Source organism: Tolypothrix tenuis PCC 7101, from assembly GCF_963874875.1.
GTDB classification, from domain to species: domain Bacteria; phylum Cyanobacteriota; class Cyanobacteriia; order Cyanobacteriales; family Nostocaceae; genus Aulosira; species Aulosira tenue.
Map to the genome: position 1 here is coordinate 858,178 of NZ_CAWNJS010000001.1, position 22,503 is coordinate 880,680.

The window sequence follows — 22,503 nt, forward strand, 5'->3', positions numbered from 1 at the left end:
AATTTAGACAAAATAAAGTATAAAAAAATACTAGTTTTGTCAAAAGTGAAACAACAATGTTGGTGTTCGGGGACAAAAACAAGTGTTGAAGAAAGTTGTAATTGTTGGGGCTATGACCCTATTGCTGTTGGGAGGGCCGTTAATGGGCAATGCTTTTGCCCAAGCTGCTGCGGCTGCTCCTCCGACTGCTGATACTGGAGATACAGCATTTATGCTGATTTCAGCAGCATTAGTGCTACTAATGACACCAGGATTAGCATTCTTCTATGGTGGATTTGTGCGATCGCGGAACGTCCTAAACACATTGATGATGAGTTTTGTGTTGATGGCGATCGTGGGTGTCACCTGGATTCTGTGGGGCTATAGCCTTTCCTTTGCACCCGGTTTACCGTTCATTGGGGGATTGCAGTGGCTCGGTTTGAATGGTGTGGGCTTAGAAGTCACAGATTATCTTAAAGGTTCCAACCCACCAGAGGTGGTTTCCTACGCTGGAACAATTCCCCACCAGGCATTCATGATTTATCAAGCCATGTTTGCCATTATTACCCCAGCCTTGATTTCTGGCGCGATCGCAGAACGGATGAGCTTCCGTGCTTATGCTCTATTTGTGCTGCTGTGGTCAACCTTTGTCTATACACCTCTTGCCCATATGGTATGGGCGAAAGGTGGATTCTTGGGATTGTATGGTGGTTTAGGTGCTTTAGACTTTGCTGGTGGGACAGTAGTTCACATCAGTTCTGGTGTTTCAGCCCTCGTTGCAGCGATCGTCCTTGGCCCTCGTAAACAACATCCCGATCGCCTCAGCCCACCACATAACGTTCCGTTTATTTTGTTAGGTGCTGGCTTACTGTGGTTTGGCTGGTTCGGCTTCAACGCCGGAAGTGCTTTGTCTGTGGCTGGTGGAACTTCGGGTAACATAGTCACCAATATAGCAACCACAGCCTTTGTTGCTACTAACACTGCAGCAGCAGCAGCAGCCCTCATGTGGTTGATTTTAGAAGCAGTTTTACGCGGTAAACCCACCGCAGTAGGTGCTGCTACAGGAGCAGTTGCAGGTTTAGTAGGCATTACCCCAGCTGCTGGGTTTGTAACTCCCCTATCAGCAATTTTGATTGGCTTCATCACCTCTTTTGTCTGCTTCTACGCCGTCAGTTTCAAGCACAAAGTACAAATTGACGATGCTTTGGATACCTATCCAGTACATGGTGTTGGTGGTACAGTTGGAGCAATTTTAACCGCAATCTTTGCTACTACCCAAGTTAACGGTGGCGGTAAAGATGGCGTACTGCGTGGTAACTTTGGCGAATTAGGAGTTGAACTAGCAGCCATTGTGATTGCTTATGTCATCGCTGCTGTTGGTACTTGGGTCATTCTGAAAATTATTGAGGCGACTGTTGGTCTACGCGTCAAGGAAGAAGCAGAATACCAAGGTTTAGATATCAACGAACATGGCGAAGAAGGTTACAACTCCGAATTTAGCGATCGCATGAATGTTTCTCAATAATTTCGAGAATCATCTCTACGCGTTTAATTGAGACAATTACGCGTTATAGCTTCAAAAGTTTGTTTGAACAATAGACATCTGGCTATTGAACAACAAAACTACTCAATTTAAATACCTCTTAGCGAATTACTTCACGCCCTTTGATGATTTGCCCCGTATATCAGGCAAAATTCAGAGGGCGGTTGCTTTTGGATTAGGGATTGGTGACTGGGGACAAGGGGAAAATACCCATTACCCATTACCCATTACCCATTACCCAAAATCAATTCTTTTAAAACTATACGCACTTTGATTTCTCTGAGTTATGATACCAAGCACTACAGAGATATCACTAACCAAAATCAGGGTAAAAATATTACTTAAATGAAGGGTGTAAGCCTCTGTAAGCATTATTACGCAAACAGCAAAATTCTCATCGACTAAATAGTTGATGGGAGTGGTTCGCAGTTTGATGCAAAATAATTGGTAAATTCCCTAGCCGTGACAATTTCTGCAAAAAACTTTCCTCTTTGGGCATTTTTCTCTTTAGTAACCAATGGCCTGTTGATGTTGGCGATAGTTCTGCTCATTTTGCAACAGCAGAGATTAACCAATATTGTTGGGGCGACTAATGCAGCTACAGTCAGTGAACCTCCGGTTGTGAAATCGGATTTAGGCCCGCGTCACCAACTTAATTATCAGCAATGGTTAGACATCTTAAACAAAGAAGCTCAAGTTGCTGCACAAAAACCTCCTCAGCATCTTACCATTTTGGCGGGAGATTCTTTGAGTTTATGGTTTCCCTCAGATTTGTTACCTGAAAACCGAAGTTGGCTCAATCAGGCAATTTCTGGAGAAACTAGTGAAGGACTATTAAAAAGAGTAGATTTATTTGATCGCACTCAGCCAAAAGAAATTTTCTTGATGATTGGTATTAATGACTTAATTCGGGGAGCCAGTGATGAAACAATTTTAGAAAATCAACAGCAAATTATTAATTATTTGCGCCGAATGCATCCAAAAGCGCGAATTTTTGTACAGTCAATTTTGCCGCATGGTGGTGAGGAATCTACTTGGGAAAGACGAGAAAAACTTTTAGCCATTGCTAACGATCGCATTTATCATCTCAACAAACAACTGCAAAGCATAGCCAAAAAGCAAGGCGTTAAATATATTGACTTATATTCATTGTTTAGTGACCAGCAAGGTAATATGCGTCGTGAATTTACTACTGATGGTTTACACCTGAGTCCCCAAGGCTATATGATTTGGCGAACTGCATTACAGATTTATAGCCAATTGCCATCTTAGTTGTTGTCTGTAAATCAAGTTCTGAAACTGTCGTAAATGTCAGGGCGATCGCATCCTTAAATACTATTAAGTTTAGTTGGCACGATTCAACTAAACTAATACCTATTGAAAAATAATGTTACAGTGTGTAGTGGACTGACACAGCGAATTTGTTGCAATAGCAAAGTTCATTTAATCCGCATTTATCTGCGGTTCATTTCATCAAATCTAATGCATTATTTTAGGCGTGTCAGTCCAGTATGGTGCATTAGCAATAGCGTAACGCAACTGTGGTAACTGAAATTTTCTCAGGAATCAAATTACATTCCTATGCAATATTTTGACTGAACTTCCCCCTTTGACAAAAGTTGTATGCAATGCATAGCAAGGGATTTCAAGAATTTAGTTGCGGGTTTACTGGGTACAAATCAAGGAAACGCCAAGCAAATCTAAAGCTTTTTGTTGTAATTGAGTCGGTTCAGTAATCTTGTCAAAAATGATGTCACTAGCTCCCTGAAGAGTAGATTGGATTTGATTTTTAACAATAGTGCCTAAATCAGCTAATAAAGTTTGGAAACTATGAACTGGCAAATTATCTTCAGTACGTTTGGTTTGAGCTTTAGCTAAAGTTTTATCACTTTGAGCAGCACAAACAACAGATATTTGTTTGAGTTCAGCGGATTCCCAATCATCTTCATCAAAAAGAATTGGAGATAAAACTTCTCGCATATGCCATTCGACATAATAAGCTAACATACATAAAAACACATGTGCTTTAACTCTTTGACTTGTATGATGATAAATAGGACGTATTTTTAAATCAACGGTCTTAAAACTGCGAAAAGCTTGTTCAACTTGTGAAAGGCTCTTATAAGTCTTAACAGTTTCTTTGGCTCCTAAAACTTCGGGTTTTACAGAAGTACGAATCACATATAACCCATCAAGTGCAGCTTCGCGTTCAATACTTTGTGCATTACGTTCATAGCTAAAACTATCCGCTTGAATATCTACGCTAAAATGCTTCCCTACCTTGTAACGATTGAGAACTTGTCCAACTTTCAAGCCAATATTCGATTCCCCTTTTAAACGACGTTTTTCTCTAGTTGTCGCCACCACAATTTTGTCTAATTCTTTTTGTGTTGCTTGCAATAGTTCTTCTCTAGTTTTGGCTCTATCTGCTGCCAGGATAGGATTACGGCAAGCAATCAGCCTTTCTCCTGGATAATCATCAGATGATATTTCAGCGAGATTGTGTTCATCAAATAAAGATAGTTGAATACTGTCTTGCTCAACCAGAGAACGGATTTGAGTCGAACGCAAAGCACTTATCCAGTCTACTGAACCTGCTGTTTTCAAATCTTCTTTAATACTTGTCGAAGTAATTATTCCTCTATCCCCAACCCAAATTACCTGTTTGATACCAAATCTATCTCTAAGTTTTTTGATTTGAAGAGTAAATGTTTTTGGGTCAGCAGTATTCCCGGAAAATACTTCTATTGCTATTGGACAGCCTTCTTGACTACAAAGTAATCCAAATACTATTTGTAATTTACCTCTTTTGCCATCACGGTTATAACCGTACTGAGCTAACGGACAAGTTTTTCCCTCGAAATAACTACTCGATACATCGTAAAGAACCAATGTTCCTTCGGCTAGATGCTTGGCTGCCAAGTTATTTTCAATTGTTTCTTGTTTGTCCAGCAACCAATCCATTGCCTGATATAATTCGTCTTCATCTGCGCCTTCTAGCCTCAATATTTCTCCAATGCTAGAGAAGCATGTTTCATCGCTGAGTCCTCTGGCTGTGGCTAGCTTTGAACGTGGGTCGATGATCCGCGCTACTATCATCGCCAATACTAATCTTCTTTCCCTGGTATTTTCTTCACTAATTAGGTTATGCAAACCAATATTTTTTAAGCTTCCCAATACTGCTGCCACATGACCGTGAGGACGACTACGGATGATCTTAAACGCTGATGGCAAGCTTTCAATTGCCACTCCTCCTTTCAATAAAACTTGCAACCCATTTACAGCCGAATCAGGTAATTTTGAGAGGTTTGCTAGGGTACGTTTGCGGACTTTATTTCCTTCACGATACGACTCGCGAAGTAGTACGGCAGGAGGAGAGTTTCTGTTAGGGACACGTTCTATATACATGTCTACAATTGTCCGATTTTATTGCCCTCTATAATCTAAAAATAATCTTAAATTACATGGGTACAAGCGTTCTCCAACAAAAGCCTGTATCCAAAGCAATACAAGCCTTTTAGGTCTGTTTAGTACATTTGCACAGGGGGAAGTTCAGTTTTGAGGTATTAAATTATCTTACTTTTGACGCGCTCATATAATTTATCTGCCACAAACATTATTGGAATTGGTATAAAATCCCCTGTTAATAAGTAAGTCGGTGGAAAAAACCAACTATTTAAGCAACGTAAATATGCTGGAAATCTTTACCAATTAAAAATGACAGTCTAAGCCAGTTATCTTTAATTTCGCCGACTTACATATTAGACTTTGTTTGCTAAATTAATTAACTGTTTGAAGTTGACTAAATCAATAACATTATTTGTAGAGTCAATTTCGATCCAGCCTTTTTCATTCAGCTTTTCCATAATTTTGCTAGCTTCGTCAACACTGATTTCTGTTACTTCAGCTAAATCTTTGATGGGAATATTAAAGATTTCTCTTCCTTGATCTGATTTTTGCCCATAGCTTTCACCCAAACTAACTAAAGTCTGAGCTAGTTTGACAGCTGGCGGAGAAGAGCGCATTTGTAGGCGCAGGTTAATTTGTCGCACTCGCCGTACCATCAATTGCAGCATTCGGTGATGCAAATGTGGATCTTTAAACAAAATTTGAATAAAGCGTTCTCGAGAAACACTCAGCAATTTTACAGGCGACAGCGCAATTACATCAGTTGACCTAGGAGATTCATCTAAAACTGCCATCTCTCCAAAAAAATCGCCTCTTCCTAATATCGCTAGCGCTACAAAATCTTCTCCAGAAGTTCGCCGCACTTTCACCCAACCAGAAACCACAAAATAAACTGCATTACCCCAAGCATCCTCCATTAATACAGCTCGTTCGGCTGGATACTCATGTTCAATTGCAACATTCAGCAGCCACTCCAGGGTCTGAGGATTGGCTGTACTCAGTAACGGAAAAAGTTCACTAAAAACCTCAGTCTGCATGAAATATCTGTAAATAATTAATTCAAGAGTAAAAAATCAGATCAGCTATTATTAATTGTTAAAACCGTAATTATTGGCAGTCATACGGTAGCAAAATCTTTACAAAATTAATGGTGAATTTCCAGAGTTTTAGCTCTGAGATTCTAGTACAACATAACAATTATGAATGCGATCGCAATCAGCAGTTTTACTGACAGACTGATTACTTCACATTTTTTTGTGGTTGGTTATCACTATTGAGGATGTTGAGATGTTTATCTAAATTTTCTACCAGGTGACTCAAAGCCACAACAGCTTGTAATTGCTCAGATTGGAGGTTGGTGTTAAGTAGTAGCCTTTGTTCTAGCTCACGTAACTTTAACTTTAATTGTTGGGTAATTACCAAGGTGTCATGGCTTAGATGATTCAACTGTTGTTGTTGATAGAACTTTAATGCGGCTCCTCTTAGTACTTGTAGTGTTGCTTCTTCACCATAAAGCCCTGGCATGATTCGCAAGCGTAACAACAAACTATTATGTTGATATAGCAATTCTTTCTCTACCTGTTTAGGTTCTGCAAGTGTGGTCACTGGTAACTCAGCAAATAGCTTTAATTCATTGATCACTTCTTGGAAAATAGAGATAGGCAGATTTTCGATGACAGATTGCAACACTCCATTATCACTCCAGAGTATTCTGCCTTGATCGTGCTGTCTTTCCAAATACAAGCGACCAATACCTCCCACCAAGACTCTTGCTAATAATTCTTCTAATAATTTCCTTGGCGTTAATGTTGCCAATACATCCAGAGGCGTTAATATATCTGGAATTTGCATTGACGCAGTATTTAAATTGCTTGGGAGTTTTCCCTTGGGAATATCCCTGAATTTGTCCTGTAAAGTAGAGATAGCATGATTTTTTCCAGATATATTATTAGTATTGGGGACGGGTAATAAGTCTGTTTGTGAATCATTAGTTAGTAAAACATCTGCCTGCTCCTCAACAAATGTTAATTCCTGGTCAAATTCACTCGAGGTTTTTGCAGAGGAGTTCTCATCATCCACGATATCAACTTCCTGATTTTCTAATGTAGAGTCTACTGTTGGCTGAGGCTTTTGTTCGCTATTTGATGGGGATGTATTCTTTTCGCGGAGATAAGCTGAAAGGATAGTCCGGTGAATAGTGCTAGCAATTGGCTTAGGCACCATTGTGCAATTAATATAAGCCAAAATACGACTAACGTAATTTAAAGCCTCTTGATCATGGGGATTGACAATCCCTACTAACAGCTTTTTGTCCTTTAACCCTAACGGTACAATTTGGTGGTGAAGGCAAGCTTCTAACGACAAAAAACTATCGATTAGCGAGAATATTTGCTCACGAGAGGTAGGTGGTTCCCTTGAGGTATCCGATTCTGGCTCCTCTAGAAGTGGGATTGTAACTGGCCTATGCAGTTCAGCTTCATCGTTATCAGTTAGTTTGCCTTCTGAAGACAACATATGTTTACTTACTCATTTAATTACTTCGTATTTGCTCTTAGTATTCCACCAAACCAACTGTGACACTCACAGAAAATCTTATTTCTAGCTAAAAACTGATCGTTAAGCCTATAAAGGCGCAAAAGTGAGGTTTTACAATCTTCTGCTCACATACTGGAATCAAATAGCAATCCAATTTCATTTTGGAAAATAGTGGCGTAAGAGGAAACAGGTGAAACTGTGCAGTCTTTTTGCAAGATACTGCGTCTTGAGGTTAGCCTCTAGTAGATAAGGGAATTTCCACGCCAGTTGCGACAATAGGAAAAACGCTGTAAAGTACCTTTCCTAGTCTCACCCGAGGATTTACCTGTTCGCTGTACTGCAAAGCAAAACCCTTATCCCTAAGGCGAATAAAGCTCCTCATAACATTTCCAAAAGGAGCAGGTAAACATTACCGCAGGGTAAGGGAACAAGGAAGAAGGAATAAAGCCATATCAAGTTTTTTTTCAAAAATCAAATACGATTCCCATATTGAAATACAGGGATTTAGTAAAAATACTTAGTGAGGGTAAAATAACTGAAATAATTATGACAGATTTTTAAACTGTGATTGGTAGATTACTAGTATTATTGTGCCTCTAATTTAGTAGTAACTAACAATGCTTGGTTAGTTTATTGAAAGCTGAATTAAATACTAATACTTTTAAAGAAATATCTAGGATTCTGGATTGGGGATAAATCCCAAATCCAATATTGAAAACTCCAAAATATGACTGTGATAATACTGAATATTAGGGCATTTAGTTCGTATAAATATAGCTACCTTCTCTAAGGTAATCAATTTTAGTACATAAGACTATATACCAAGCTTATGTCTAAAATTTGTTACTCTTGAGTTCTTAAAGTCTGGGCTACAAGATAGACTTTGCCCCATTCACCCATCACTTGATGAGTTTTGAGTTTTAATTGTGTAGCTATCGCTTCAATGGAATTACCTGCTTTGCGTAAATCTAAAATTTGCCTCCCCAATTCGGTCAATTGATCGTAGAGTTGTTGCCATTGGTTTTGCGTCAGTCCCAAGTTATGCTCCTGCAAAGAAATTGCTAACCAATTATCCACTAATTCTGGTTTTCCTTTGAGAGCAAAAACTCGTACAGCGTGATAGCTAATTTTTTCTCGCAGTCGGTAAACCTCCTTAATCTGCTTACCCAGTTTCTTGGCAATTTCTTCTTGAGGCTTACCTTGTAAATAAAGCCGTAGCCACTCTACAGCTTCTGCTCCCAGATTTTCTTGTAGATAGGCTTCAAATTCTTGCTGTACTGTTTGCCTCAGAACCAGTTGTTCTTCTTGTTCTTGTGCCTCTTGATATTCTGCGATCGCTTGGCTATCAACCAAGTTCACTCGGTTATCATTGTCATCGGTGAGAATTTCTTCCGAAACTAGCCTAATCAAGTCACTGCTGGGTACTTGAGTTAAGCCACCACGTTGAGTCCGTCGTAGATAGTTGACAAAACGGTAAACCAGAAGCGGTTGATTGCGTACTGGTCGCAAGCAATATTCTTCGATGCTGGCAAATAGTAATGTATCTCGCAGTCGGCGATCGCTAGTAATTTCTGCAATCGTTGCCATTTGGTCTTGGATGTAAGTATCGCTTTGTAGCAATTCCTGAAGTACTTCTTGTAGTACATCGATGACGCTACGTTGGCGATCGCGGCTTAAAGACACCCAAGTCTGAATTTTATTCCGCAATGTCATTAAACTCGCCAACCGCGCTGTCAGGTTGCGATAAGCACGTTCTCTTCCTACTCCCAAGTAACGTTGCTGCAAAATCCGATAACGATATTCCATTGCTTGCTTGGCAATCTCTAGTTCCTTGGGGTTGAGCAGATCCAAGCGTTGGGAATCACGTCCTAACAGCCACAGAACAATACTTTCTCTGGTGGCTGCGCTTTGTTCTGGACAATCCGCCAATAGACGAGTTCGCCAATATTGCGCTAGTTTTTCTGCTTCCGTTACCATAGCGAGATTGCGCTCCTCAAAACCCTGCTTTAAAGTTTGCATCACAACCCCCATTTGTCGCACTTAACTTAATGTATTGGCAGCTGCCCCTCATTTCATCCTTATGATGAAAAATTTTAGTGATCCATTGTTATTTACGTCTGGAAGGACTCAAGTTATGCAAAATTATCTGGTGCTAGTTTAAACCTTTAAGCTGCAAGTCTTATAAACTCGACTATTTAAGGCATTTATCTCAAATTTGGAAATTTTAAATTTTTGTAAACCTTATGTCTTAGCGACTCAAAGAAAGCAACCTGCACAGCTAATGTCAAATCGGATACACTCTTGCTGTGTAAGATTTGAAAAAGGCTGACATTTTGTACCTGATCAGAGGAGCGAAGATAATTCACCTCCATCCAGACGTAGTTTTATGGCTATAAGTTTCGCCGTTTAGGAGTTGTTTTGTGGGAATATAAGCATTTTTTAATTCCCATCAACATTGGTGCCACCTTTTTTTGGCTAAAGACAAGATGTACGACATCATTTTGAAAATTCCACTGCAAATTTCATAGTACCCATCAGGGTACTATCTTGATCTATTATCTTCAACGCTGGCATGAAATGGAAATTTTATCTAGGCTCAAGAAAAACACGGCATTATGCAAGCAGAGATTACGTTTTATGTCAATGAGGTTATGAAAATCTCTGCCTCCCAGTTTTCAGACCTATTGTTAAGGGATTTCACCCACTATTAAAGGACTTTAGCTTAGAAACTATAAAATTCTGGCTTTTTAAGCTTGGTGATGAGCTTCAGAACGGTTATCTATTTATAATTATTATGATCAATCGATAATTTATCTATCTTTAGATAGTTACCAAACTCAATATGCCTACAAGCAACAGATTTGTGGATGATGCTATGCCCCTAGTCACGCCATTAATTGAGTTTACATTCCTTGGCTAACGTTTAATTTGCTGGACTTGGTTGCGAAGGGATTGAACTTATTTCTCAAAAACAAGGTAAAACAGACAAAATAAGCAGGAGGAAAGGGAAAAATAAGAGAATTGAACTTTTTGATTCTATTCATAGCCAGTATTGCATCACCTATGCAGTTGCTCCTAAAAAACTGCTGCTAACTACCGAAGTTTAGTATTTACTATTTTCAGCTTTGATTGTTAACCTAGTCATTCATACATAGATATAGGCACTAATCTAGTCTTGCTCTAGTAAAGCCTACTATAAATTTACTCTTCAGGACTTTTAACTAAAAAATATCCGCTGTCTAGGCAGGTGAACAAGAGGAGGAATCTGAATCATCGTTTTTGCACTCAAAATTGAATAATTCAATTTCTGGAATTTACTGAAGTAAGGCAAAACGAACGTACCAGAAGGCATTGTCCAAAGCTAAAGCATGAAAGTCTCTCTTAGCTAGCCCCTAGCTCTTAGTTACTAGCCCCTATTTTTCAGACAGAGTTTAGTTAAATGAATTTAAATAACAAAAACGATTATAAAGGTAATATTTTGGTGGTAGATGATACCCCAAATAACTTGCGGCTTTTATCAGCAATGTTAACATCTCAAGGTTATGAAGTCCGCAAAGCTTTAAATGGCAAAATGGCACTGACTGCTTGTCGAGTCGTTTTGCCAGATGTCATTCTCCTTGATATTAATATGCCAGAAATGGATGGATATCAAGTTTGTCAAGAACTGAAAAGCGATCGCGTGACTGCTGAGGTGCCAGTAATTTTTATTAGTGCCCTTGATGATGTGTTAGATAAAGTCAAAGCTTTTGAGGTCGGAGGCGTTGATTACATTACCAAACCGTTTCATGGCGCAGAAGTGATATCCCGAATTGAAAATCAAATTAATTTGAGATTGTTTCAAATTCAAATTCAAGAAAAAAATAATTTATTGCAAGATGCGCTTGATAGTCTGAAAGCAGTCCAAGTCCAACAAATTCAAAATGAAAAGATGGTAGCACTTGGGCAATTAGTAGCTGGGATTGCCCATGAAGTTAATAATCCCATTAGTTTTATCTATGGTAATCTCCAATACGCTGGAGAATATATACAAGATTTAGTCAACATCATTGCCGCATATCAACAAGAATATCCCCAGCCCACAACCAAAATAGAAAAAATAGTTAAAGAAGTAGATTTAAATTTTGTCACTAAGGATCTGCAAACTTTGATGGGTGCTATGTACAGAGGTGCAGATCGTATCCGAGAAATAGTGATCGCACTACAAAACTTCTCCAGGCATGACGAAGCGCTGATGAAGCAGGTCAATATTCATGAAGGCATTGATAGCGCTTTAGTCATGCTACAGCATCGACTCCGGGAAACAACACATCGTCCAGCGATTGCTATACTAAAAGAGTATGGAAGCTTACCATTAGTTACCTGCTATGCCAGTGAGCTAAATCAAGTCTTTATGCATTTGCTGAATAATGCCATCGATGCATTAGATCAGTCAGCCATTAATAGTCAAACAAGAGATAGTCAACAAAATGAGCATTGTCCTAACGCCTCCTTGTTAATTCAAAATCCCCAAATTCACATTCGTACAGAGTTAACAGAGGCCAATACAGTCAAGATTGCGATCGCGGATAATGGTTTAGGAATAGAAGAGTCGTTGCAATCGAGTCTATTTAATCCATTTTTTACCACCAAACCCGTAGGTCAAGGCAGTGGCTTAGGGTTATCAATTAGCTATCAGATTGTCGTGCAAAAGCATCGAGGCAAGATAGCTTGTTTCTCCTCACCAAGAGAAGGAGCAGAATTTGTGATTGAAATTCCTTTAGAACAACCAGAATATTTGTAAAGGTGTTTGTCATTTGTCATTTGTCATTTGTCATTGGGTAACTGGTAATTGGTAATTGGTAATTAGATTTTCTTCACCAATCCCCAATCCCTAGTCCCTAGTCCCTAATCCCCAGTCCCCAATCCCCAGTCCCCAGTCCCCAAAAGAAAATATAAAGAAATCGCGACTTTTTACCTATAAGGGACTACATTTTTTAGTCCCGTAAAAGCATAATAGAAGTGTGACTGATCTGTTTGCCCCTTTACAATCTCTCAAAGAAGGTCGCTGGTTCAAGCTCATCTGTGGAGCGAGTTTCCAGCATCTACCTGCGGTCAGAAGTTTAACATTAGCCTACACTTTGGCGGGCGCTGACTGTATAGATGTGGCAGCTGATCCAGCGGTGATTGCCGCAGCGCAAGAAGCGCTGCAAGTAGCCAAGACCCTATCTGGTGAAGCTGAAAAGCGAGGTTTTAAATCCCAAGGAAACTTACCATTTTTGATGGTCAGCCTGAATGATGGTGAAGACCCACATTTTCGTAAGGCAGAATTTAATCCTCTGAAGTGTCCCCAAGATTGCCATAGACCTTGTGAAAGTATTTGTCCAGCGCAAGCAATTGTTTTTAATGGTATAAAAGATAACTACTCAGGTGTCGTATCCCAAAAGTGCTACGGCTGTGGTCGTTGCATCCCTATTTGTCCTTATGATATAATTTATACAAGCTCATATATGACAACGCCGGGGGCGATCGCACCATTAGTAATGTCAACAGGAGTAGATGCCGTAGAAATTCATACACAGGTAGGGCGGTTAGCCGAATTTCAACGACTATGGCAAGCAATTTCACCTTGGGTTGAGCAATTAAAGTTAGTAGCGATCAGCTGTCCCGACGGCGAAGGCATGATTGATTACCTAAAAGCAATATATGACCTAATGCACCCGCGACCCCATGCCTTAATTTGGCAAACCGATGGTCGGCCGATGAGTGGAGATATAGGAGATGGTACGACTTTAGCGGCAGTGAAATTAGGACAAAAAGTTTTGACAGCTCAGTTACCAGGATATGTGCAGTTAGCAGGTGGCACTAATAGCTACACTGTTGCCAAGTTAAAGGCAATGGAACTGCTAAACGATTTTAGATTGCCGATTTTAGATTTTGGATTGGAAGATTCCAATTTAAAATCCAAAATCCGAAATCCAAAATCCAAAATTTCTGGGGTGGCCTATGGTAGCTACGCCCGTGTACTGCTGTCACCAATTTTGGAACAGTTAGAAAATAAGGAGGTGAGTAAAACCAATGTTAAGGCGATTGTCCGCCTGGAAGAAGACGATGTATTACTCTGGCAGGCTGTAGAGCTTGCCCATTCTCTCGTTTCCCAGCTCAAGTCACAACAGGAGCGCTAATCGCTCGTTCGTTATCTCTAAAAACGTCACCATAGTAAAGCATGACGATTACAGACGATCTCCAAAAGTTGTTAGACATTTTGCCCCAAGACCTGCGACAAGTACTAGATAATCATCCTAAGCGAGACTTTTTAGTAGAAGTGGTCTTGGATCTGGGCCGTCGCCCAGAGGCTCGCTTTCCTAATCAAGCTGAGTATCTGAGCGAGAAGCCTGTCACTCAAGAACAAATAGATGATTGCATTCAGCGAGTTGGAACCTTTGGCGGAGATAATCGGGCAGGAATCGAGCAAACATTGCACCGGATCAGCGCCATTCGCAATCGTACTGGCAAGATTATTGGCTTGACCTGTCGCGTGGGTCGAGCAGTATTCGGTACCATTGGTATGATTCGCGATTTGGTAGAAACTGGGAAATCGATTCTGATGCTGGGGCGGCCAGGGGTCGGTAAAACCACTGCCTTACGGGAAATTGCCCGGGTTTTGGCAGATGAACTCAATAAAAGAGTCGTAATTATCGATACCTCCAATGAAATCGCTGGGGATGGTGATGTTGCTCACCCTGCTATTGGTCGCGCCAGAAGGATGCAAGTAGCTCATCCAGAGCTGCAGCATCAGGTCATGATTGAAGCAGTAGAAAATCATATGCCAGAAGTCATCGTTATTGATGAAATTGGCACGGAATTGGAAGCCTTGGCCGCTCGTACCATTGCGGAACGAGGTGTACAACTGGTAGGTACTGCTCATGGGAACCAAATAGAAAACCTGATTAAAAACCCCACCCTTTCTGATTTAGTGGGGGGTATCCAAGCGGTGACATTGGGAGATGACGAAGCTAGACGCAGGGGCAGTCAAAAGACTGTTTTAGAACGCAAAGCCCCTCCTACCTTTGAGATTGCTGTGGAAATGTCAGAACGGCAACGCTGGGTAGTACACGAAAGTGTTGCTGATACAGTAGATACTCTTCTTAGGGGTCGCCAACCTAGTCCACAAACCAGAACAGTTGATGAAAATGGCAAAGTATCAATTACCCGCCAGTTGTCAGTAGTCAATGGTCGTGGTGGACAGCAAGCAACTGCGGAAGACTCCTTTGCTAGCTCACGTACATCTAACGGCTGGCGTTCATCGGGACAGATGGTAGCCTTACCGCCCCTATCTGTAGAACGGGAGAGAGTCACAGGACGCAGTGAGTTTGACCGCTTGCTGGATGAATCGTTTAATTACACCGAGGCTGTTGACTTTAGCAGCAGACAACCAGGGCCAAACGGTGAGGATTTGCCACTGCACGTTTACCCCTATGGTGTTAGTCGTCATCAACTAGAGCAAGTAATTAGCGTACTCACTTTGCCAGTGGTATTGACAAAAGATATTGATAGTGCTGATGCAATTTTGGCACTGCGATCGCACGTCAAAAACCACGCCAAATTAAGGCAAATGGCTAAAGCGCGTCATGTGCCTATCCACATGATTAAGTCCAGTACTATCCCTCAAATTACCCGTGCGTTACGGCGGTTGCTGAACATTGACGATCCAGAAATTGCTGATGATCGAGAACTGCAACTGCTATTACACAGTGGTAGCGATGACGAAATGGATGCCTTGGAAGAAGCTAGACTCGCTGTTGAGCAGATAGTTATTCCCAAAGGACAACCAGTTGAGTTATTGCCTCGTTCTCCCCAAGTACGCAAAATGCAACATGAGTTGGTAGAACATTATCGGCTCAAGTCTCATAGTTTTGGTGAAGAACCAAATCGCCGCTTAAGGATTTATCCGGCATAATCTCACCTTTATTCCCTCTTCTAAAACTAGAAGAGGGGATTTAATTTTGGATTTTGCGGAAAGTTGCGTGCGGGGGTTCCCCCCGTTGAGCAAACTTTCCAAGACAGATTTTAGATTTTGAATTTACAATCTTAGCCTTCTGACAGTCGCAAAAATCTCAAAAAGTACTAAATATACCGCTTAAAAGAATGTGACAGATAAATTATCCATCTGTCACATTCTTTTTTCAAATAGAGATGATTTCTAATTTTTTTAATCCCTCCTTTCGATAGAGTTAACCTCACAAAATCTAAGTTGAATAGAAAGTATTACATATTGCTAAGTAACTGAATTGAGAAAAGCACTAGTAATTTTTTCAATAAGTTGGCTGAGTAGTATTTGCTGTTAACAGATAGGATTCTGTGAAGATTTTCAGGAATTGGAGGTAAAAGAGAATATGGAAAACATCAAAGCGGCAAAAATTGCAGAGCGTTACTGTGCTTTGGGTATTGGAATTATCTATTTGCTGTTAGGTTTAGCTGGATTTATTCCAGCTTTAGTTTCAATACCAGGAACTCATATGTCTTATATCCCACTTAATGAATCTACTAACGCGTATTCTGCAGGATTTGGCTATATATTTGGACTATTTCCTACTAATTTCTTGCATAATATAGTGCGTTGTGGCGTAGGTTTATGGGGGATTGCTTCTTTTCTCAGTGCTAGCAGTTCCCGGATTTTCAATCGTGGTTTTGCAATAGCTTATATTGTCTTGGCAATCATGGGATTATTACCATTTGCTAAAACTTCATTTGGTTTCATGCCACTTTTTGGTAATAATGTTTGGGTCAATGCTCTAGCTGCGATCGCAGCTATTTACTATGGCATCATCATACCTGCGAAGGTTGAAGGCGTAAGTGTAGCACAAAGGTCTTAATCTCTAAATATTGTTAGCTCTTGGGTGTAGGATATCTATCAAAATACTCTACGCCCTATCTTTACTAGGCCTAATAATAATTCCTACAATAACGCGCAATAATTCTATGCAGTTAAAACATTTTGAGAGCGCGCTACCATTTCGGCACGGTTAACAACTTCTAATTTGCGAAATATTCTTTTGAGGGCTTGCTTAACTGAATTTTCTGTAATCCAAAGTTTTGCACCAATTTCAGCATTAGTTAAACCCTGTGCTACTAATTCAACTATTTGACGTTCGCGGGGGGTGAGGCGATGCGCTAGCGGTGAATTGAATTGTTGTGGCGATCGCTTTACCATTGCCAAACAAGCTGATAGATGAAGACATAAGGCACTTAAATCAGCAAGATGATCGTTGCTAAAAGCAGGTGTATGACCAACGCGAGCAAAGTGAACTGTGCCAATTATTTGACCACTACCGACAATGGGGCCTGTCATGATGTGTTCGTGGTCGTAGTAGGCGCAACAATTCTGATACAAATCGCATTGCTTCCAACCACCTGGGGGTAATACTAATTCTTCATGGGCTGGTGCGTGGCGTTCAACAACATAGCGCATGACTGGATCTACGGCTTTACCTACTTGCTCATAGCGCTCTAATAAGGATTCAGGAACACCAGCAACATCAACACTAGCAAGCCGAGATTGCTCATCGGTCAGGTAAATACCCCAACGCTGTACGCCAAAATGCTCTCCAACGTTATCCATGAAAGCTAGCCGCAATTTATGTTCATCATTGGCGGAAGCGATCGCATGAAATAAAGTTTGCAAATTAGCCATTTTCTCTCAACAAAGTGTACTCGATCGAGGACTAGGCACAGCTAAATAATCAATCTTACTCTAGCAGTGAATCCCAAATAGAGAAATCACAATTATGGGTAATGCAGCAGAGTACAACATTGGTTTAGTGATTTATCCTGGCATGACGCAATTAGATATCACTGGGCCGCAACAAGTCTTTAGTTTTTTGCCAAATAGTAAAGTTTATTGCATATGGAAAAATCTAGAGCCAGTCACCAGTAGCGATAATCTGACAATTTTGCCAAATACTACTTTTGCTGACTCTCCACAATTGGATGTTATATGTGTACCAGGCGGGCCTGGACAGGTGGAAATGATGAGAGATGCGGAAGTTTTGAAATTTCTGCAACATCAAGGCAAGGCAGCAAAATATATTACATCAGTTTGTACTGGCTCCTTAATTTTGGCTGCGGCTGGATTGCTGCAAGGCTATCGTGCTACTTCGCATTGGGCGTTTCGCGATCAGTTAGCGCTTTTGGGGGTTGAGGTCGTTAATGAAAGAGTAGTAATTGACCGCAACCGGATTACAGGCGGTGGTGTAACTGCTGGGATTGATTTTGGATTGGTAATTGCTGCTCATCTGTGCGGTGAAGACACAGCTAAACTTATTCAACTGTTGCTTGAGTATAATCCCGCACCACCGTTTAATGTTGGCTCACCAGAGAATGCTGGTGAGGCGTTAGTTCAGCAGGTACAAAAAGTAGGCGAACAGCTAATTGCGGCATCCTTACAGCAAACAAAAGAAACCGCTAAGTTGTTGGAGTTAGTGTAATTACGAATTAGAAACTATTGTTGAATGCAGCTTTGCTACCATCTCGCTACGTGCTGATACACCTAGCTTACGAAACATCCTTTTTAAAGCTTGCTTGACAGAATTTTGTGTAATCCAAAGCCTAGCGGCGATTTCTGAATTAGTTAAGCCTTGAGCAACTAATTCGGCAATTTCTAACTCACGGGGTGTTAGGGGGCTAGGTGAGGCAGATTTTAAAGTTGTTGGTTTTGCCCGCAAGGTAGCGAGTTTGGCTGAGATGTGAATACATAAGGCACTCAAATCGGCTAAATCGTTACCGTCAAAGGCTAGGCTACCTTTAGCACGAGCTAAGTTGAGGGTGCCTACAAGACGACCATCGCAGACAATTGGCCCAGTCATCACGTGTTCGTGATCGTGGCGCGGGCAAATATCTTTCCAATCTTCTGGAGATAGAATTAACTGCTCATGAGCAGGTGCATGACGCTCAACTACATAGCGTCCGATAGGATTGCCTTGTAAACAAACTGCTGGAATACCGGGAACATCAATCTCAGTCTTTGACTGGTCATCTATGAGATAGATACCCCAATGTTGCACGCCAAAATGTTCGCCAATTTTATCCATGAGCGCGAGTTTTAGCTCTTGCTCATTACGGACATTAGCGATCGCAGCAAATGCAGCATGAAGAGAATTAGCCATAAGTGTACCCAGTTGGGGACTATGCGGGGCTTAACAATTAACTCTATGCTAATACCAAGCAAAGATAAAACGCTAATATCACTACTGTTTATAGGTGAACCCATGACTGTTACACAAATTTCTGCTCAGGAACTTTTCCGGGCTGCTTATGAAAACCGTTACACTTGGGACAAGGATTTTCCTGGGTACACTGCTGACATCACCTTTAGACATGATGGGCAAGTTACTACAGCTAAAGTCATCGTCAATGCCAATCTGAAGGCGGAAGTATCAGATGTAGAAAATGAAGAAGCCAAGCAAGCGATTCACCATCAAGCTTGGGAAATAGCAATTCACCGTGTCCGTCGTTCCTTTGAAGATACCCACGGTGCAAATAGCTTTAGCTATGGCGCTACAGAAGAAAATGGCGCGGTTGAGATTTTAGTTGGTGGTAAAGCAGAGGGCGATAAATACAAAGTCCGCAATAATGAGGTGAGCCACGTTCATCGACTCATTCACGGTACTTTTGTAACCATTGACACCTTTAGCAGTCACCAAACTGGTGAAGGTTACTTATCTCACACCTATGATTCTGTCTACCATGACCCTGCAACTGGGCAACAAAAGGGTGGTAGAAGTGAATTTACTGATGAATACGAAAAAGTAGGTAAATATTTTATCCTCAATCGTCGGGAGATTAAAACCGAGACAGCAGGAGAAATCACAACTCAGGAATTTATCTTCTCTAACATCAAATTGTTAGAACCTGTGGCGGCTGAATAAGTTGTGACGCGTTTAAATTGGAGATTTTGGGCTGGGGTTGTCAAAAGTCAAGAGTCAAGGGTCAAAATATAGGACTCATATTGGTACTAACAAGTATTTTGTTTCACTCCTTGAATTTAAAATTAGCGATCGCATTTTTACTGGGTGCGATCGCTTTTATTTTTGGGGTTGTGTAGAAAATCCCGTTGCATCCCAATACTGCTCGGTGAAGGATTTTCAACTCGGAATTTGGTTTGGGGAAAAGGTCAAAGGGTAAAGGTTAAAGGTTTTTTCTTGCCCCTTTTCCCCTTCCCCTTTTGCCCTTAACCGACAAGTATTGCATTGCATCCTGCCCAAATTGAGAAGCGATAGACTTTATACAAGCTGACTATTCGTAATTTGTACAAAAAGTCTTATCCAGGTAGGTATTAGATCATGGTGCGTTTAAAACTGTGGCAATGGGTTGTACTAGCAGCGCCAATCGCTTTGATTGTGACTTTCTTACTAGTAGCGGCTGGTTCCCAAATCCATGCATGGGGGCTGAGTTGGATTTGGGCTGTGTTTACGCTGATATTTGTGGGCTGGCGTTGGTTGCTAGTCAAATGGACTCGTCCAGAGGTGGAACAATTAGAGGCGGTATTGGCAGAAGTTAACGAGGAATTAGCCGCAACAATAGATTCTAACCAGTTACCAGCCGGAAATGATGCTACTACTCAAGCCCAAGCAGTTTTAAGCGAAATTTTACAAGCTGCACAAAGCGATCGCCCGATTTGGGAAGATTGGTCAACTTTCTGGACTAGATGCCAAAATCTAGTTGTGGCGATCGCTCATATCTACCATCCTGAAGTTAAATATCCCCTATTAAATATTTACGTTACCCAAGCTTACGGGTTAATTCGGGGAACGGTAGATGATTTGGATCAATGGATACAAAGGCTATCACCAGCCTTGAATCAGGTGACAGTTGGGCAAGCTTATCAAGCTTATGAAGTCTACCGCAAATTAGAACCATCCGCCCGCAAACTCTGGCAAGCTTGGAATTGGGCGCAATGGCTATTGAATCCGGCGGCGGCTTTTGCTAAAAAAGCTAGTCAGCGTTCTACTAGCCAAGCAAATCAGCAATTGCTGGTAAATTTAAGCCAAATGCTGCGGGAAGCAGCTTTACGGAATTTGTGCAGACAAGCGATCGCTCTTTATAGTGGTAGTACTTTACCAACTGCGGAATTTTCCGCCCCAACTACTACTCCCGCATTACCCAAGGCGAAAACTCAAACTCTCCGAGAAATCCTCACCCAAGCAGAACCCGCTGAGACTGTTGCGGTAAAACCTGTGAATATTCTGCTAGTAGGGCGCACAGGTTCGGGAAAAAGCAGCTTGATTAACACCTTGTTTCAATCAGAACTAGCTGCTGTTGATGTGTTACCTAGTACCGATCAAATTCAGAATTATCAATGGCAGACTGGCAATAAAGAAACCCTCACACTTTGGGATACTCCAGGCTATGAACAAGCCAACCGCAGCGATTTTCGCGACTTAGTTTTAGACTATGCAACCAAGGCAGATTTACTATTACTAGTTACACCTGCGCTAGATCCAGCTTTGCAAATGGATGTAGATTTTCTCAAGGATATGCAGGCAGAAGTTGCAGATTTGCCCGTAATTTCTATAGTTACCCAAGTTGATCGTCTGCGTCCCATCCGCGAATGGCAACCTCCTTATGATTGGGAATGGGGCGATCGCCCGAAGGAAATCTCAATTCGGGAAGCTACACAGTATCGGGCGCAATTGCTGGGGGATTTTTCCAAGTTAGTTTTACCTGTGGTGACTAGCGATCGCAAAACCAATCGCGCAGCTTGGGGAATCGAAGCCTTATCTTTAGGATTAGTAGAAGCGATCGCACCTGCAAAACAACTACGTCTAGCGCGCTTTTTACGTAATTTAGAAGCCCGTACCGTCGCTGCTGCCAAAATTATCGATAATTACACCTTCCAGATGGCGACAACTCAAGGACTGACATCTCTGCTCAAAAGTCCCGTCCTGCAGTTTATTTCCACCCTATCAACTGGATCGCCCACTCTGGCATACTTGCTAGCAGAAAAAATTCCCGTGGAACAGTTACCTGTTGTCATTGGTAAGCTGCAAATGGCTTATGATTTATTTTCACTGTTGAATACAGATAACTCTGGCAAGCCCAGCTTTGATTTGCTAGCCCTTTGGCCCTTGCTGCTAGAAAATACAAATACCAGCGATGTCTGGGCTTTTGGTCATGCTTTAGTTGAGTATTGGACTCAAAATCTCACAATTGACCAACTGCGAGATAGGTTTAATTATTATCTCAATGTCTCGGTTGCTAAATAGTGCGATCGCACGCCAACCTAACTAAAGCGTATTTGAGGTAAATAAGGTACGCAGGTAGGGGCAAGGCATTGCTCATTGGTGTCAACTTAACGTAAAACCCGCTTTGTGCAAAGGTTTTGCCCTCACCCCCAGCCCCTCTCCCTGAGCTATCCATTAGTCACATCTTTCTTTACAATCTTGAAATGCTTATTTTGTGGGCATCTTGAACACTGAGGTGTCAAACATACTTGACAGATTAACTCTTAGTCTTCTCGCTAAAATTAGGTTTTTATTGAGAATTGATGACGAAGGAATCAGGGTTATAAAAAGCGTGAGTGAATACTCTCGTAAATGTTGAGAAAGATCCGGGTAATGGATAGCTCCCTGAGGGAGAGGGGAGCAAGAGATTCAATTCCCCTTCTCCCTGAGGGAGAAGGGGTTAGGGGATGAGGGCGAGGGTTTTTGTACAACACGCGCCGTATATAGCTTTTAGCTTAAGTTGACACGTATGGGCATTGCCTTGCCCTCTAGAATATATTGATTGATGTGTCGCAAACATTATTAGATTTGGTATCATTTTTTAACTCTTGCGACTCACAAACTAACTCTTGCGACTCACAAACTAACTCTTGCGACTAGCAAACTAACTCTTGCAACTCACAAACTAACTTTTGCGACTAGCAAACTAACTTTTGCGACTAGCAAACTAACTTTTGCGACTAGCAAACTAACTTTTGCGACTAGCAAACTAACTTTTGCGACTAGCAAACTAACTTTTGCGACTAGCAAACTAACTTTTCTACTCGTATATCAACGTCA

16 protein-coding genes are annotated in these 22,503 nt (G+C 41.2%); 9 read left to right on the top strand and 7 right to left on the bottom strand.

Annotation, left to right across the window (positions count from 1 at the left end; translation table 11 throughout):
* Nucleotides 1-112 precede the first annotated feature (112 nt).
* Both AACU25_RS03465 and AACU25_RS03470 read left to right on the top strand, forming a co-directional pair.
* Nucleotides 113-1,504: an ammonium transporter gene (locus AACU25_RS03465; protein ID WP_199347435.1), complete on the top strand. Its 1,392-nt coding sequence runs from the start codon at nucleotides 113-115 to the stop codon at nucleotides 1,502-1,504.
* A gap of 480 nt (nucleotides 1,505-1,984) precedes the next feature.
* On the top strand, nucleotides 1,985-2,794 hold the full coding sequence (locus tag AACU25_RS03470) for a GDSL-type esterase/lipase family protein (RefSeq protein ID WP_096573916.1): 810 nt from the start codon (nucleotides 1,985-1,987) through the stop codon (nucleotides 2,792-2,794).
* Nucleotides 2,795-3,187: 393 nt separating this feature from the next.
* Here AACU25_RS03470 and AACU25_RS03475 read toward each other — a convergent pair whose 3' ends face one another.
* From AACU25_RS03475 to AACU25_RS03495, 5 genes are all read right to left on the bottom strand, one after another.
* On the bottom strand, nucleotides 3,188-4,930 hold the full coding sequence (locus AACU25_RS03475) for an IS1634 family transposase (RefSeq protein WP_096573917.1): 1,743 nt from the start codon (nucleotides 4,928-4,930) through the stop codon (nucleotides 3,188-3,190).
* A gap of 353 nt (nucleotides 4,931-5,283) precedes the next feature.
* Nucleotides 5,284-5,967, bottom strand: a complete 684-nt coding sequence (locus AACU25_RS03480; RefSeq protein ID WP_096573918.1) for a Crp/Fnr family transcriptional regulator — start codon at nucleotides 5,965-5,967, stop codon at nucleotides 5,284-5,286.
* Nucleotides 5,968-6,169: 202 nt separating this feature from the next.
* The gene (locus AACU25_RS03485) at nucleotides 6,170-7,444 is read right to left on the bottom strand and encodes an ATPase, T2SS/T4P/T4SS family (protein ID WP_096573919.1); all 1,275 of its coding nucleotides are present in this window, start codon (nucleotides 7,442-7,444) and stop codon (nucleotides 6,170-6,172) included.
* A gap of 253 nt (nucleotides 7,445-7,697) precedes the next feature.
* Nucleotides 7,698-7,847: a hypothetical protein gene (locus AACU25_RS03490; RefSeq protein WP_190445979.1), complete on the bottom strand. Its 150-nt coding sequence runs from the start codon at nucleotides 7,845-7,847 to the stop codon at nucleotides 7,698-7,700.
* A gap of 461 nt (nucleotides 7,848-8,308) precedes the next feature.
* Complete coding sequence (locus AACU25_RS03495) at nucleotides 8,309-9,496, bottom strand: HetZ-related protein 2 (RefSeq protein ID WP_096573920.1); 1,188 nt, start codon at nucleotides 9,494-9,496, stop codon at nucleotides 8,309-8,311.
* A gap of 1,408 nt (nucleotides 9,497-10,904) precedes the next feature.
* Here AACU25_RS03495 and AACU25_RS03500 point away from each other — a divergent pair.
* The 4 genes from AACU25_RS03500 to AACU25_RS03515 all read left to right on the top strand — a co-directional run bounded on the left by AACU25_RS03500 (nucleotide 10,905) and on the right by AACU25_RS03515 (nucleotide 16,317).
* Entirely contained in the window at nucleotides 10,905-12,245 is a 1,341-nt protein-coding gene (locus AACU25_RS03500; protein WP_096573921.1) for a hybrid sensor histidine kinase/response regulator, read from the top strand.
* A 220-nt stretch (nucleotides 12,246-12,465) separates the two neighbouring features.
* Nucleotides 12,466-13,626 (top strand): circadian clock protein LdpA, encoded by a 1,161-nt coding sequence (ldpA, locus tag AACU25_RS03505; protein ID WP_096573922.1) that lies wholly within the window; start codon nucleotides 12,466-12,468, stop codon nucleotides 13,624-13,626.
* A 41-nt stretch (nucleotides 13,627-13,667) separates the two neighbouring features.
* Nucleotides 13,668-15,401, top strand: coding sequence for a R3H domain-containing nucleic acid-binding protein (locus AACU25_RS03510; protein WP_096573923.1), 1,734 nt, complete (start codon nucleotides 13,668-13,670; stop codon nucleotides 15,399-15,401).
* A 436-nt stretch (nucleotides 15,402-15,837) separates the two neighbouring features.
* Nucleotides 15,838-16,317 carry a DUF4383 domain-containing protein gene (locus tag AACU25_RS03515; protein ID WP_096573924.1) on the top strand — a complete coding sequence of 160 codons (480 nt, stop codon included), beginning with the start codon at nucleotides 15,838-15,840 and terminating at the stop codon, nucleotides 16,315-16,317.
* Between the two features lie 104 nt (nucleotides 16,318-16,421).
* Here the strand turns inward: AACU25_RS03515 and AACU25_RS03520 are convergent, their stop codons facing one another.
* A complete protein-coding gene (locus AACU25_RS03520; protein ID WP_096573925.1) occupies nucleotides 16,422-17,135 on the bottom strand; it encodes a LuxR C-terminal-related transcriptional regulator in 714 nt (237 codons plus the stop codon).
* A 94-nt stretch (nucleotides 17,136-17,229) separates the two neighbouring features.
* Between AACU25_RS03520 and AACU25_RS03525 the strand changes: the two genes are divergently transcribed.
* Nucleotides 17,230-17,928 carry a DJ-1/PfpI family protein gene (locus AACU25_RS03525; RefSeq protein ID WP_096573926.1) on the top strand — a complete coding sequence of 233 codons (699 nt, stop codon included), beginning with the start codon at nucleotides 17,230-17,232 and terminating at the stop codon, nucleotides 17,926-17,928.
* Here AACU25_RS03525 and AACU25_RS03530 read toward each other — a convergent pair whose 3' ends face one another.
* The gene (locus tag AACU25_RS03530) at nucleotides 17,929-18,606 is read right to left on the bottom strand and encodes a helix-turn-helix transcriptional regulator (protein WP_096573927.1); all 678 of its coding nucleotides are present in this window, start codon (nucleotides 18,604-18,606) and stop codon (nucleotides 17,929-17,931) included.
* Between the two features lie 102 nt (nucleotides 18,607-18,708).
* On the opposite strand from AACU25_RS03530, the gene AACU25_RS03535 reads away from it, so the two are divergent.
* Nucleotides 18,709-19,368, top strand: a complete 660-nt coding sequence (locus AACU25_RS03535; RefSeq protein WP_096583461.1) for a DUF3386 family protein — start codon at nucleotides 18,709-18,711, stop codon at nucleotides 19,366-19,368.
* Nucleotides 19,369-19,782: 414 nt separating this feature from the next.
* Entirely contained in the window at nucleotides 19,783-21,705 is a 1,923-nt protein-coding gene (locus AACU25_RS03540; protein WP_096573928.1) for a GTPase family protein, read from the top strand.
* The last annotated feature ends 798 nt before the right edge of the window (nucleotides 21,706-22,503 follow it).

Bases quoted from the DNA above. Each gene is read 5' to 3' on its own strand.
- AACU25_RS03465 (WP_199347435.1), top strand. From the start codon at position 113: ATGACCCTATTGCTGTTGGGAGGGCCGTTAATGGGCAATGCTTTTGCC.
- AACU25_RS03475 (WP_096573917.1), bottom strand. From the start codon at position 4,930: ATGTATATAGAACGTGTCCCTAACAGAAACTCTCCTCCTGCCGTACTA.
- AACU25_RS03480 (WP_096573918.1), bottom strand. From the start codon at position 5,967: ATGCAGACTGAGGTTTTTAGTGAACTTTTTCCGTTACTGAGTACAGCC.
- AACU25_RS03485 (WP_096573919.1), bottom strand. From the start codon at position 7,444: ATGTTGTCTTCAGAAGGCAAACTAACTGATAACGATGAAGCTGAACTG.
- AACU25_RS03490 (WP_190445979.1), bottom strand. From the start codon at position 7,847: ATGAGGAGCTTTATTCGCCTTAGGGATAAGGGTTTTGCTTTGCAGTAC.
- AACU25_RS03495 (WP_096573920.1), bottom strand. From the start codon at position 9,496: ATGGGGGTTGTGATGCAAACTTTAAAGCAGGGTTTTGAGGAGCGCAAT.
- AACU25_RS03500 (WP_096573921.1), top strand. From the start codon at position 10,905: ATGAATTTAAATAACAAAAACGATTATAAAGGTAATATTTTGGTGGTA.
- AACU25_RS03510 (WP_096573923.1), top strand. From the start codon at position 13,668: ATGACGATTACAGACGATCTCCAAAAGTTGTTAGACATTTTGCCCCAA.
- AACU25_RS03515 (WP_096573924.1), top strand. From the start codon at position 15,838: ATGGAAAACATCAAAGCGGCAAAAATTGCAGAGCGTTACTGTGCTTTG.
- AACU25_RS03520 (WP_096573925.1), bottom strand. From the start codon at position 17,135: ATGGCTAATTTGCAAACTTTATTTCATGCGATCGCTTCCGCCAATGAT.
- AACU25_RS03525 (WP_096573926.1), top strand. From the start codon at position 17,230: ATGGGTAATGCAGCAGAGTACAACATTGGTTTAGTGATTTATCCTGGC.
- AACU25_RS03530 (WP_096573927.1), bottom strand. From the start codon at position 18,606: ATGGCTAATTCTCTTCATGCTGCATTTGCTGCGATCGCTAATGTCCGT.
- AACU25_RS03535 (WP_096583461.1), top strand. From the start codon at position 18,709: ATGACTGTTACACAAATTTCTGCTCAGGAACTTTTCCGGGCTGCTTAT.
- AACU25_RS03540 (WP_096573928.1), top strand. From the start codon at position 19,783: ATGGTGCGTTTAAAACTGTGGCAATGGGTTGTACTAGCAGCGCCAATC.